The following is a 12,234-nucleotide window of genomic DNA, read 5'->3' as shown; positions in this document are numbered from 1 at the left end:
TCAGGCCTGCTTGAGGGCGCGCTTCTCGGCTTTCTTCGCAGCCTTCTCGATTGCCTTGGTGTTGTCGCCGTCTCCGGCGATGAGGAGCAGACCGCCGAGGGCCGCGAGGTTCTTCGAGAACTGGGTCTGATGAGCCTTCGCGTCGCCGCCCTCCATCTCCCAGAAGGAGTGTCCGGCCAGCGTGGTCGGGACGAGGGAGCCGGCGAGCGCCAGCGCCGAGAGCCGCGGCTTGATGCCGAGCAGCAGGGTCGCGCCGGCAAGGATCTGGACTCCGCCGTTGATGCGCACGAGCAGCTCGTTGTCATCGGGCAGTGCGGGAACGTACTCGCGGATGGCATCGAGCGTCGACTCGGCCATCGCCGCCTTTCCGGCCGGATCCTTGATGGCCGACAGTCCGCCCGTGATGAAGATCGGGGCGGTGAGCATGCGTCCTGCCGTCTGCAGCAGCGATGATCCAAAAATCACAAGAGACTCCTTAGGTCTATGGGATTTTGAGCCTAACGGACGCCGGGGGCGTGCCTCAATTTCGAGGTCGGCCCCAGCGGCGCGTTTCGCTGATGATCACGCGTTCTGCACGTGGGCAGTCGGCTGCGGGACAGCCTCGGCGAGCTTGGCCTTCTTGATCCCCAGCTCCGGCTGCTTGCGGAACTGCCCGGTCACAACGAGCACCACGATGACGATGGCAGAGACGATCCACCCGGAGACCCCGAGGAATGCGATGAGCGCCGGGTCGGGAGTTGAGGCGCCGGAGTCCATGAGCAGCCCCAGCAGCATCGCATTGGACCCGTTGAGGGCGGTGTGGGCGAAGACTGCGGGCCAGACGGATCCGGTGCGCAGACGCAGCCAGCCGAAGAGGATGCCGAGCATGACGCAGCCGCCGACCATGAACGCCAGACCGGTGATGTCAGGGCGACCGAAGTTGTAGCCGAGCAGAATGAGCGGCGCGTGCCACAGGCCCCAGACGGCACCGACGATGAGAATGGCTGGCCAGGTGCCGAGGGGACGGAGACTCGTGAGCAGCCATCCGCGCCACCCGAGCTCCTCCCCGATGGTGACGAAGGCGGTGGCCACCGAAGCTGCGAGCATGAGCAGCAGATAGCCGAGGACGGCGACCGCCTTCGGCACGGACTCCAGGCCCGGGAGTGTGGCCAACTGCTCCTTGAACGCGGACAGTCCGGTGATGTCGAGGTCGAGCCAACCGAAGGCAGCGCTGAGGAGGTAGCCGAGGACAACGAGCACCATGATGCCGAAGAAGGCGGTCACGGTCATCCAGAGGACTCGACCGAAGGGCCGCAGCGGCCAGAAACCGAAGTAACGGGGTGCGCTGGCCATGGCCTCTCCCCTTGCGCGGGCTCTCCGACGCTGAATGATGGAGGCGACGATGCTGGCGACCACGGGGGTGAACATCATCAGTCCGCCGCAGAGCTGCACGGCGAGCGGATCGCTGAGTCCCTCTCCCGAGGTCCACAGCGGCAGACATGCGAGCCAGGCGAGGCCGCACGCGATGACGGCGAAGAGGCCGAGCTCGAGCCAGGGCACGCGGCGGGGCACGACCGCGAGCGGACGCCCCTTCGCATCGACCGCCTCGGCGGTGGTGGAGATGCCGGGAGCCTCCGCGGTGGTGTCGATAGTCGCAGGGGCGGTGGTGGTGTCGATCGTCGCTGATCCGGGCGTCGTATCGGTCGGTCGGGTCGCCTCGGCGAATCCTGCCTGGTTGTACGTCTGCGTGTTCACGATTCCTCCTCATTGCTGCACGGTGCCTGCCGTTTCATCAGCGGTCCGTGCCTGTGATTCCACGCTATGACGCATGTCGTTCCGGCACCTCCGCCGCGAGGATGAAATCACGGTCAACCGCGCGGGCGAGATCGGAGTCGCGGCAGGGAATCGGGCTGGTGGGACGCGTTCGAACGCATTCGTCTCCAGGCCGGGGAATCGGGGTTACGATGGCCGACAGAACCAGGATCAACGACGATTCGTATAAAGGAACATCACCATGTCCGATCACCTCTCCGACGCCCATCACCCCTCGGGCGACCACAGCGCCACCGGCGGCGACCGCGCCGAAAGAGCAGGCCGCACCGCCGGCGACCGAGGCGACCACCTCTCCGATTCCGATCACCTCGCGGTCCTCGGCTACGGGGACTCGTTCGAGCGATCGATGAGCCCGTGGGCGAACTTCGCGCTCGGCTTCACCTATCTCTCTCCGCTCGTCGGCGTCTACTCACTGCTGGCGGTCGCGCTGTCGACCGGCGGTCCACCGTCGATCTGGTGGATCGTCATCGTCGCGTGCGGGCAGCTCCTCGTCGCACTCGTCTTCGGCGAGGTGGTCTCGCAGTTCCCCATCGCCGGCGGCATCTACCCGTGGGCACGCCGCCTGTGGAGCAAGCGGTATGCGTGGATGGCCGCCTGGGTGTACATCTGCGCGCTCATCGTCACGATCACCTCGGTGGCGGAGTTCGGAGCCGGATTCCTCGCAAGCCTCTTCGGCCTCGCGCTCAGTCGCAACACCACGCTGGTCCTCGCGCTGGTGCTGCTCGTACTCGCACTGGCAATCAACTTCTCGGGCACGAAGTGGCTGGCCAGGATCGCGCGGATCGGCCTGTTCGCCGAGCTCATCGGCGTCATCGGGCTCGGCCTGTTCCTCCTCATCTTCGAACGCAAGCACAGCTTTTCCGTCTTCTTCGACACCATGGGCACCGCCGGGGACGGCAGCTACCTGCCTGTGTTCATGGGCGCCGCAGTCGCCGGACTCTTCCTCTTCTACGGCTTCGAGGCCTGCGGTGACGTCGCCGAGGAGGTCTCGAACCCCGCGCGCGGCATCCCGAAGGCAATGCTCATGACGATCTTCGTCGGAGCGATCTCGGCCCTGTTCTCCTTCGGCGGTTACGTGCTCGCCGCCCCGAACCTCGACGAGATCGTCGCCGGTGAGGTCGAGGATCCGATTCCCTCGATCCTGGCAGGTAGCCTCGGCGATGTGGGGGCGAAGATCTTCCTGCTGGTGGCGATCCTCGCGTTCATCTCCTGCGTGCTCAGCCTGCAGGCCGCGGCCTCACGTCTGATCTTCAGCTTCGCCCGCGACGGCATGATGCCCGGTCACCGGTGGCTCTCAAAGGTCACCGACGGCACGAAGGTCCCCCGCAATGCGCTCATCGTTGCCTGCACCGCACCGGCACTCATCTGCGTGCTCATCTGGTTCAACGACGGGATCCTCGTGGCTGTGACCTCATTCGCGATCCTCGGCATCTACCTCGCCTTCCAGATGGTCGTCCTCAGTGCGCTGCGGCAACGCTTCAAAGGCTGGAAGCCGGCCGGACCATGGTCGCTGCGCGGATGGGGCATCGTCGTCAACATCGCGGCCCTGGCCTACGGCATCTTCGCGATGATCCTGCTGTCCCTGCCAGGCGACTCCGGGTCGTTCTTCGCCGATTGGATCGTGCTCATCGGTCTCGTCGTGGTGTTGGGCGTCGGCTTCATCTACCTGTTCACCGCGCGCCCGGACCGGAAGTCCGACGCACCCGAAGACGACGCGATCGCCGTCGCTGAGGCGATCCGGGCACACCGGGCGAAGCGGTAGGGGTTGGGCGGGCGCAGCAATTGGGTGCGGCGGGTGCAGCAATTGGGCCTGCTGCACGAGGCGGCGGGCCGCACTCCCATGAAATAGTGGTCACAAATGAACGTTGCCCTCGAATATAGGTCACCATCGGATATTCTCTAGGGCGGAGAATGTCCGATGGTGACCTATGTTTAGGTCCGAAAGTCCGATGGTGACCATCATTTCGCGCCCACTTTCGCACTCACGCCTGTGCAGAACTTCGATGAGACTCCCATCGCCACACCCGAGAGTTCCCCTGAACGCGCTGGCCACGCCGACGGTCTCGCTCCACCCACCCTCAGCTGGTTGTGGACAATGGTTTGACTCAGACATGAGCACCCTGTGGACGCTCGACTGCTTCGCACAGCCACCTAGGGCGGGTCTTCCCGCAATGTGAGTCCAAGTGAACGATCTGTGCATGAAGCATCCTCTGAACTATGCCGACTATCCAGCAATCCTCTCGGTCTCCGAGGCCCGCTCACGAGGTGCCTCCGACTACGACATCCGTTCCGGCCGCAACTTTCCATCGGCAGCCTGGGGAATTCGCTTTGACGATTCCACCCCTACCCAATTCCCGGTTCCCACATGGGCGGACGACGTTTGGCTCGGTGAGGCGAAATTGCTCCGAGCTCTGGCCCACCGGCACCCGGGCGTCGTCGCATGCAGAGAAACTGCGGCACGACTGTTCGGATGGCCGCTGCCGCCGTCCAGCAGAAGCGACAATCTCCATGTGGCCGTTTCGGACACCAACAAGCGCATTCGCAGGAAGGGCGTCACCCTGCACAGGATGAGAGTCCTCAGAACTGTCACGTGGTTGGGTCTGCCCGTGTTGAGACCGTTGCAGGTCTTCAGTCAGCTTGCTTCCGTGTGCTCGGTGGAATCTCTGGTGAAGATCGGAGACGCAGCAATCGGCGATTGGAAGAGCCCGCCCCAATTCTCACTGGAGAACCTGACCGCGCACATCTCCGGGACAAGGCGCCTCAGAGCCAGACCAAAGCTCCAAGTTGCGGTCGGCCTCATCAGAGAGGACGTTGACTCACCGATGGAGACCGACCTCCGACTCTGGGCTATCGCCCAAAATCTTCCTGAACCAGTCGTCCATCCTGCTGTGTACTGCCCGACGATCAATCAGACCCTGCATCCTGACCTCGGGTACCCGAAGGAAAAGCTTGCGCTGGAGTACGAAGGAGACCATCACCGAACCTCCGAATACCAGTGGGCAGCCGATATTGATCGAGTCAATGCGCTGAAGATAGCCGGCTGGACCGTTATTCGAGTGACGAAATCGACCAATCGCCGTCAACTCGAACGCGATATCCGCCAGTACCTCGGACTGCAGTGAAGAACTCAGGTCACCATCGGACATTTCTGGGGCCGAAAAGTATCCGATAGCGACCTAAATTCAGGCGCAAATGTCCGATGGCGACCTCAATTCGCCGGAAGGCGCTGGGCAGCCGCCCCGCTTCGCCTCAGACTCCGAATTCGGGGGCGAAGGACAGAGATCCGGCTGGCACGTCGCCGGCCAGCGGCATCGCCATGAGCGCCTCATCAGGGACGTCGACGTGCAGCGTGATGCCGAAGCCTGAGGCCGGGGTGAAACCGAAGCGCGGATAGTACTCGGCGTGACCGAGGACCACGACGAATGGTTCACCGCGCTGGGCCGCCTCGGCGAGGAGCGCTTCGATCACCGCAGTGCCGGCGCCGGTGCGCTGGTGCTCGGGCCACACGGAACAGGGCGCAAGGCAGACCCCGGGAACCTCACCGACGAAGCACCGAGAGAGCATGGCGTGGGCGATGACCTCACCGTCGAGGATGCTAACGAACGACAGACCTTCGATCCCATTGCCGGACGCGCGGAGGGCGTCGACGAGTTCTGCCTCGTCAACCTGGCCGAAAGCAGCCGCCGTCAGCGCGTGGATCGCGTCGATGTCGCCGGAAGCCTCTGGGCGGACGGTGAACCGAGGTGCGGGAGGATTCGTCACCCACACACGATAGCAATCGGCGAGGCCGCATCCGTCCCCTCACCCGCCCATTGACATAAAAATACAATCCTATGCATAACAATTCGACAGACAGTGGGCGATGACGTTACGCTGGTGTCATGTCGAAAGTACTGTCTTCGCTCCCAGTCGGTGAGCACGTTGGAATCGCCTTCTCCGGCGGATTGGACACCTCCTGCGCGGTTGCGTGGATGCGCCACAAGGGTGCCGTCCCCTGCACGTACACAGCCGACATCGGCCAGTACGATGAGCCCGACCTCGACGGTGTGACCGCTCGCGCCAAGGAATACGGCGCCGAGATCGCCCGCTTCGTCGATGCCAAGCGTCTGCTCGTCGAGGAGGGCTTCGTCGCCCTGCAGTGCGGTGCGTTCAACGTCCGCTCCGGCGGCAAGACCTACTTCAACACCACTCCCCTGGGCCGCGCCGTCACCGGCACCATGCTCGTGCGGGCCATGAAGGAAGACGGCGTCGACATCTGGGGCGACGGGTCGACCTATAAGGGCAACGACATCGAGCGCTTCTACCGCTACGGTCTCATGGCCAACCCGAAGCTGCGGATCTACAAGCCGTGGCTCGACTCGGACTTCGTCGAGGAGCTCGGCGGCCGACAGGAGATGAGCGAATGGCTCGTCGAGCACGGCTACCCGTACCGCGACTCGGCCGAGAAGGCCTACTCCACCGACGCCAATATCTGGGGCGCGACCCACGAGGCCAAGACGCTCGAGTTCCTCGACGCCGGTCTCGACATCGTCGAACCCATCATGGGCGTCGCCGCCTGGCGCGATGACGTCGAGGTCGCAACCGAAGAGGTCACCGTCGGCTTCGAGGCCGGCCGGCCCGTGTCGATCAACGGTGAGAAGTTCGACGACCCCGTGGCACTGGTCTACAAGGCCAATGAGATCGGCGGCCGCCACGGCCTTGGTGTCTCCGACCAGATCGAGAACCGCATCATCGAGGCGAAGTCCCGCGGCATCTACGAGGCACCAGGCATGGCCCTGCTGCACGTGACCTACGAACGCCTCCTCAACGCCATCCACAACGAGGACACCATCGCCCTCTACCACGAGGAAGGCCGTCGCCTCGGCCGCCGCATGTACGAGGGACGCTGGCTCGACCCGCAGTCGCTCATGCTCCGCGAATCCATGCAGCGGTGGGTCGCCTCGGCGATCACCGGCGAGGTCACCCTGCGCCTGCGCCGCGGCGACGACTACACGATCGTCAACACCACCGGGCCGAACCTGTCCTACCACCCGGAGAAGCTGTCGATGGAACGCGTCGGCGACTCCGCCTTCGGGCCGGAGGACCGCATCGGTCAGATGACCATGCGCAACCTCGACATCGCCGACTCGCGCGCTCGCCTCGAACAGTACGCTGCCATGGGCATCGTCTCGGGCCCGACCTCGGAGCTCGTGGGCTCGCTCGAGGCCGGCGGCGCCGAGGAGATCGCGAACTCCAACGCCGAGGTGGACGAAGCCGGCGATCTGGCTGGCCTCTCCGCCGCATTCGACGCGGGCACGGACTGAAGTTCCGCGCCCGGCGATGACAGACTTCCGGAGCTACCGCGCTGCATGAGACTCGCGGCCTCCGGTTGAGAACAGAGAACGGCCGGCAGACGACCCCTGGATCATTGCGATCCCGGGACCGTCTGCCGGCCGCTTCTTTCATCCACCGCAAACGGTCGGGTGTTCTGGCGTGAGTGCCGCCCCGGCTCCAGCGCGTGCGCGCCGAAATCCACTCCGCGATCGTCCGCACGCCGCCCAGATGGGATGATTCTTCCCATGACCTCCGATTCCGCGGGCACCATCCCCACCCTCGCCGAGGTGATCGAGCGGGAGCTGCGCGCCCGCGGCACCCGTGAGCGGGCCGAGAAGGAGAGGGCCTACCTCAAGAGCGAGATCGATCACTACGGAGTCAGCGTCCCGGATACCCGCTCGGTCGTGCGGGCCGCGCTGCACGGGGCGGAACTCGGCCGCGACGAGGCTATCGACCTCGCACGGGAACTGTGGATTGTCCCCGTCCACGAACTTCGCGCCGCGGCGACGATGCTGCTCATCCGAACGCAGGACCGCCTCGGCGCCGGTGACGCCGACTTCATCGAAGGATTCCTGCGAGAATCCCGGACCTGGGCGCTCGTCGACCCGCTCGCCGGTGACCTCGTCGGGCCGCTGAGCGAACGGGACTCCGGCTTCGATTCGGTGCTTAAGCGTTGGGCGGTCGATGAGGACTTCTGGATCCGACGCTCGGCGCTGCTGGCGCATCTGCGTCCGCTGCGGCAGGGGTGCGGAGACTTCGACCGCTTCGCACGGTTCGCCGATGAGATGCTCGAAGAGAAGGAGTTCTTCATCCGCAAGGCCATCGGATGGGTGCTGCGCGACACCGCGAAGAAGCGTCCGGATCTGGTCTTCGAATGGATCCTGCCGCGGGCACACCGGGCCTCCGGCGTGACGATCCGCGAAGCAGTCAAGCCGCTGTCGCCTGAGCAGCGGGAAGCAGTGCGGGCCGCACGGTGATCCACGCGGCGCGATGAGAAGCGTTGGCACGATGAGTACCGCCGAGGCGACTCAGGCAGTCAAGCTCTGAGAACCGTCAGCAGCTACAGTCGGCGCGCGAATTCGAGCAGAGCCTCGTTGAAGGCCCCAGGCTGTTCGATGTTCGCGGCGTGCCCGGCCTTGGGCAGAACGACGGACGAGCCGATCGGCGCCAGGCCCGCCGATGCCGATGCATGGGTCGGCGGCCAGTACTCGCTCTCGGCTCCGGCGACGAACAGGACGGGAACCGCGCAGCCTTCGATGACCGGCCTCCAGTCGGCCTTCGCATGGTCACCGAGCAGGGCGAGTTCGCCGTCGCTGATGTCCCTGTCCACGCCCTTCATCGCCTTCACCAGCCGCAGGACCCTCCGGCCGCGCCGCCACACCGGCGTGCCGCGACCTGTGTTCGGAATGCCCTCGGCGAAGTTGTTGTCGATGTTCGTCGCATCGTAGTCGTAGAAGCCGTGCGGCCAGTCGTCCGTGTTGAGCATGGCCGGGGTCTGATCAACGATGACGATTCCGGCGATCCGCTCCGTGCCGCTCAGGGCGATGTGGGACCAGATCGTGTTTCCGCCCATCGATCCGCCGACGAGCAGCGCGTCACGGAGATCGAGAGCCTCGAGCACCTCGTCGAGATCGCGGCCCCGGCGCTCCATGGTCACACCCGATGGCGGTCGGTCTGCACGACCATGACCGCGCAGGTCGACGGCCACGACGGAGTACCCGGAACGCTCCAGGGCATCGACCTGATACAGCCAGCTCGTGGCCGGGGCTCTGAACCCGGCGAGCAGCACGACCGGGCGACCAGTTGGTTCCCCGGTCCGGGTGTGGTCGAGTCGGACGCCGTCGTCGCAGATGATCGTGGCCACTCCACCATGGTATCGCCGAAGCGGATACCGTTCCCTCGCGCGATCACCAGTCCGCTACCACTCGGCGGCTGAGGAATCTACGTGAGATATCACTCCGGCTGAGGGTACCCTCAACAGCCTCACATGGGTCTATTGTGATACCGGATCACGCAGAACCGGGCTCTTCGCCCGCCCCGATCCCGCCGAACGCCGTCGCTGTCGCCGCCGACAGCGACAGCCGCCGGCACAACGCGAACGCAGAAGGCATCAGGCGCGTCCCGAATGAGAATCAAGGAAGCCCCATGCCCAGTCAGTCCAGCACCAGAACGCTGGAAAAAGCCGCGGCGAGCCAGTCCCGCGCCCATGCCCGCCTATCGATGGCGGGGAAGATCGCAGCGGTCCTCGCCCTCACACTGATCATCTACTTCATCCCGGCCCCGGAAGGCATCGACCCACGCGGGATGCACATGGCCGGAATCTTCGCCGGAACCATTCTTGGTCTGATCCTGCAGCCGTTGCCGACGGCCTCGGTGGCGCAGATCGGGCTGGCCGCCGCCATGGTCACAGGCACGATGGACGCGAAGACCGAGGCCCTGCAGGGGTTCGGGAACTCGACGATCTGGCTGATCGTGGCCGCGTTCTTCATCGCCGACGGATTCCTGCTCACCGGTCTGGGGCGTCGAATTGCGCTGCTGTTCGTCTCGTGGCTGGGCCGTTCCTCGCTCGGGCTGTCCTACGGCATGGCACTGACCGACCTCGTGCTCTCCCCGGCCACACCGTCGAACACGGCACGCGCGGGAGGCGTCGTCTATCCGATCGTCCGGTCGCTGGCGTCGGTCAATGACTCCCACCCATCCACCGATGAGTCGCGGAAGAAGTTGGGCGCCTATCTCTCTCTGACCTCGGTGCAGGTCAACACCATCACCTCGGCCATGTTCGTCACGGCCATGGCCGGCAACCCCCTGGCCGTCGGCTTCGCCGCCGACGCCGGAGTCGACATCTCGTGGGGCGCCTGGGCTCTGGCCGCGATCGTGCCCGGACTCGTCGCGCTCATCGTCATGCCCTGGTTCATGGCCAAGATCTACCGACCGGGTCTGACGAAGACTCCCGAGGCTCCTGCCCACGCGCGTGACGAGCTCAAGGAACTCGGCACCATGAGCCGCGGCGAGTGGACCATGCTCGCGACGTTCGTCCTCCTGCTCCTCCTGTGGGTGTTCGGCGACATGATCGGTGTGGATGCCACCTCGGCGGCCTTCGTCGGCGTTGCGATCCTCCTCATCACCAAGGTGCTGACCTGGAAGGACATGGCCGCCAACGGGGGTGCCTGGTCGACGCTGATCTTCTTCTCCGTGCTCGTGGGCATGGCCACCCACCTCAACACCCTCGGGGTGATCGGGTGGATCGGCGACGAGGTCGCCGGACTCGTCGGCGGGATGCCGTGGATGGCAGCGTTCGCCGTGCTCAGCCTCGTGTACTTCTACGTCCACTACCTCTTCGCGTCGAACACCGCGCAGATCGTCGCGATGTACTCCGTGTTCCTCGGCGCTGCGATCGCCACCGGCGCTCCCCCGCTGTTCGCGGCGCTGGCTCTGGGCTTCATCGGCAACCTCATCGGCGGGCTCTCGCACTACGCCTCGGGACCCGCGGGCGTGATCTATGGGTCCGGCTACGTCACGACAGCCGAGTGGTTCAAGGTCGGCTTCCTCGCCTCCGTCGTCAACATCCTCATCTGGTGCCTCATCGGCGGCGGGTGGATGTCCCTGCTAGGCATGTGGGGCTGATCCCCTCGCCGAGGCGGCCACCCGGCCGCTCTGGTAGCCGAGACGGCCCGATGTTCGCTGACGTCGGTCATTGTTCCGGTTACCGCGCTCAGCGGTCGCGGACCGGAGGATGGCCGGGGAGCTGGCGGGCCGCATCCTCGGGGTTGCCGCTCAGCTCGACGACGCCACGTGCAGTGGCCGCCTCGGCGAGCTGTGAGAATCCCGCCGCCGAGGCGGTCCAGGCGATGGCATCGATCGCCGACTTCGCGGGCTGCCGCCCGGTCCCGGCGAACCAGATCCAACGACCGTCGATCGACCGCGGAATCGGGTCGAGCGCAAGCGTGAAACGCCTGCGTCCACGCCGGGCATCCTCGGCCGAACAGGCAACGAAGTGGACGCCATTCCTCGTCCACCACGACGCCCTCAGTGTCGACTGCGACATCTGCCCCTGCAGCCCGACTTCTTTGAGGTACCTGTTCGCGCCGGCGACTCCGGCAATGCTGCCGGGCGTGATCTGCTGATAGGGAATGGCGTAAGGACGCAATCCGGGAGCCACGGATCCGACGATGAGCCCGCGCGCACAGACGATGAGTCGCTCGCCGGATAGATAGAGCAGTATGAGTCCGACGATCAGGGCGAAGATGATGCCGGGTGCGATCGCCAAGACCAGCGTCTCTCCCGGGTTGATGAAGGTCAGGCCTGTGCAGACCACCCAACTGAGGACAAAGCCGATCACGGTTCCCGGGCCGGGCCGGTCCGCGAAGACGACAACGACGTCGCCGAGCTCGTCGCGGTGACGACGGGCCTTTCGCATCACAGAACTCAACAGAACCCCAACCTTCGGATCAATAGTCAGCCGCACAAAGCCCCGAACGGACGGTGACTGTGCATCAGAAGTGTGAGCGTACTGATTTTCATCACTACGTGTGCACTTCTGGGATACAGTCGCGGACTATCCCCGCGCTGGGGACGCAATCCCGCCAACCGACGGAAGTCGGCTCCCGATACACGAAAAAGTCCCTCACCAGATATCATGCCTGGTGAGGGACTTTCCTTCGGTGCGCCACGAGGGATTCGAACCCCCAACCTTCTGATCCGTAGTCAGATGCTCTATCCGTTGAGCTAGTGGCGCATGTTGACCGGACTTCCGCCCTGCAACTCGAACAACTATACACACCCGCTTCGCTCAAGCTCAAATCGTTCCCGCGTGCGCTTCGCCACATTCGCACGGAACCGCAGAGCCGCCTCGGCGAACTGGGGATGACCAGCGCGACAGCCTCGGCGAAGAGGGGGTGAAACCGCGGACTCAAGCGCAAATCCGGCACTGAAACAAACCATCATTCTGTTGAAACAATACGTCATATCAATGACGCTTCCGCGTCATTGATGCCCTGCTTGTGATCCAATGCACATCTTCGCGTGACCGAAACGGGCGATTTTCTCTTTGCTCCCCATCCTACGGTGGATGTGTACCAACCGCTCGACGGATCGACCAGCCGCCCGAGT

At 64.8% G+C, this 12,234-nt stretch carries 10 protein-coding genes and 1 tRNA gene; 5 read left to right on the top strand and 6 right to left on the bottom strand.

The window, feature by feature from the left end; genetic code table 11:
• Positions 1–465: a DoxX family protein gene (locus HK401_RS00315; RefSeq protein WP_181272678.1), complete on the bottom strand. Its 465-nt coding sequence runs from the start codon at positions 463–465 to the stop codon at positions 1–3.
• Positions 466–561: 96 nt separating this feature from the next.
• Positions 562–1,734, bottom strand: coding sequence for a CPBP family intramembrane glutamic endopeptidase (locus HK401_RS20930; RefSeq protein ID WP_309135871.1), 1,173 nt, complete (start codon positions 1,732–1,734; stop codon positions 562–564).
• A 259-nt stretch (positions 1,735–1,993) separates the two neighbouring features.
• On the opposite strand from HK401_RS20930, the gene HK401_RS00305 reads away from it, so the two are divergent.
• Both HK401_RS00305 and HK401_RS00300 read left to right on the top strand, forming a co-directional pair.
• Positions 1,994–3,574 (top strand): APC family permease, encoded by a 1,581-nt coding sequence (locus HK401_RS00305; RefSeq protein ID WP_258233886.1) that lies wholly within the window; start codon positions 1,994–1,996, stop codon positions 3,572–3,574.
• A 436-nt stretch (positions 3,575–4,010) separates the two neighbouring features.
• The gene (locus HK401_RS00300) at positions 4,011–4,934 is read left to right on the top strand and encodes a putative endonuclease domain-containing protein (protein ID WP_181272677.1); all 924 of its coding nucleotides are present in this window, start codon (positions 4,011–4,013) and stop codon (positions 4,932–4,934) included.
• Positions 4,935–5,061: 127 nt separating this feature from the next.
• Here the strand turns inward: HK401_RS00300 and HK401_RS00295 are convergent, their stop codons facing one another.
• A complete protein-coding gene (locus HK401_RS00295) occupies positions 5,062–5,574 on the bottom strand; it encodes a GNAT family N-acetyltransferase (RefSeq protein ID WP_309135870.1) in 513 nt (170 codons plus the stop codon).
• A gap of 119 nt (positions 5,575–5,693) precedes the next feature.
• Between HK401_RS00295 and argG the strand changes: the two genes are divergently transcribed.
• Positions 5,694–7,115 (top strand): argininosuccinate synthase, encoded by a 1,422-nt coding sequence (argG, locus tag HK401_RS00290; RefSeq protein WP_181272675.1) that lies wholly within the window; start codon positions 5,694–5,696, stop codon positions 7,113–7,115.
• Positions 7,116–7,370: 255 nt separating this feature from the next.
• Positions 7,371–8,102, top strand: a complete 732-nt coding sequence (locus tag HK401_RS00285) for a DNA alkylation repair protein (protein WP_181272674.1) — start codon at positions 7,371–7,373, stop codon at positions 8,100–8,102.
• Positions 8,103–8,185: 83 nt separating this feature from the next.
• Here the strand turns inward: HK401_RS00285 and HK401_RS00280 are convergent, their stop codons facing one another.
• A complete protein-coding gene (locus tag HK401_RS00280) occupies positions 8,186–8,989 on the bottom strand; it encodes an alpha/beta fold hydrolase (RefSeq protein ID WP_181272673.1) in 804 nt (267 codons plus the stop codon).
• A gap of 281 nt (positions 8,990–9,270) precedes the next feature.
• On the opposite strand from HK401_RS00280, the gene HK401_RS00275 reads away from it, so the two are divergent.
• Positions 9,271–10,749 carry an anion permease gene (locus HK401_RS00275; RefSeq protein ID WP_181272672.1) on the top strand — a complete coding sequence of 493 codons (1,479 nt, stop codon included), beginning with the start codon at positions 9,271–9,273 and terminating at the stop codon, positions 10,747–10,749.
• A gap of 88 nt (positions 10,750–10,837) precedes the next feature.
• Here the strand turns inward: HK401_RS00275 and HK401_RS00270 are convergent, their stop codons facing one another.
• Entirely contained in the window at positions 10,838–11,542 is a 705-nt protein-coding gene (locus HK401_RS00270; RefSeq protein ID WP_181272671.1) for a hypothetical protein, read from the bottom strand.
• A 245-nt stretch (positions 11,543–11,787) separates the two neighbouring features.
• Positions 11,788–11,860 (bottom strand) — tRNA-Arg (locus HK401_RS00265).
• Between the last annotated feature and the right edge of the window lie 374 nt (positions 11,861–12,234).

The sequence above is a fragment of the Brevibacterium oceani genome, from assembly GCF_013623835.1.
Lineage (GTDB): Bacteria > Actinomycetota > Actinomycetes > Actinomycetales > Brevibacteriaceae > Brevibacterium > Brevibacterium oceani.
The sequence above is the reverse complement of the archived record's forward strand: the minus strand, read 5'-3'. Positions and strand labels throughout refer to the sequence as shown.

What these genes read in the sequence shown, in the direction of transcription:
- HK401_RS00305 (WP_258233886.1), top strand. Translation starts at nt 1,994, where the DNA reads ATGTCCGATCACCTCTCCGACGCCCATCACCCCTCGGGCGACCACAGC.
- HK401_RS00300 (WP_181272677.1), top strand. Translation starts at nt 4,011, where the DNA reads ATGAAGCATCCTCTGAACTATGCCGACTATCCAGCAATCCTCTCGGTC.
- argG (WP_181272675.1), top strand. Translation starts at nt 5,694, where the DNA reads ATGTCGAAAGTACTGTCTTCGCTCCCAGTCGGTGAGCACGTTGGAATC.
- HK401_RS00285 (WP_181272674.1), top strand. Translation starts at nt 7,371, where the DNA reads ATGACCTCCGATTCCGCGGGCACCATCCCCACCCTCGCCGAGGTGATC.
- HK401_RS00275 (WP_181272672.1), top strand. Translation starts at nt 9,271, where the DNA reads ATGCCCAGTCAGTCCAGCACCAGAACGCTGGAAAAAGCCGCGGCGAGC.
- HK401_RS00270 (WP_181272671.1), bottom strand. Translation starts at nt 11,542, where the DNA reads ATGCGAAAGGCCCGTCGTCACCGCGACGAGCTCGGCGACGTCGTTGTC.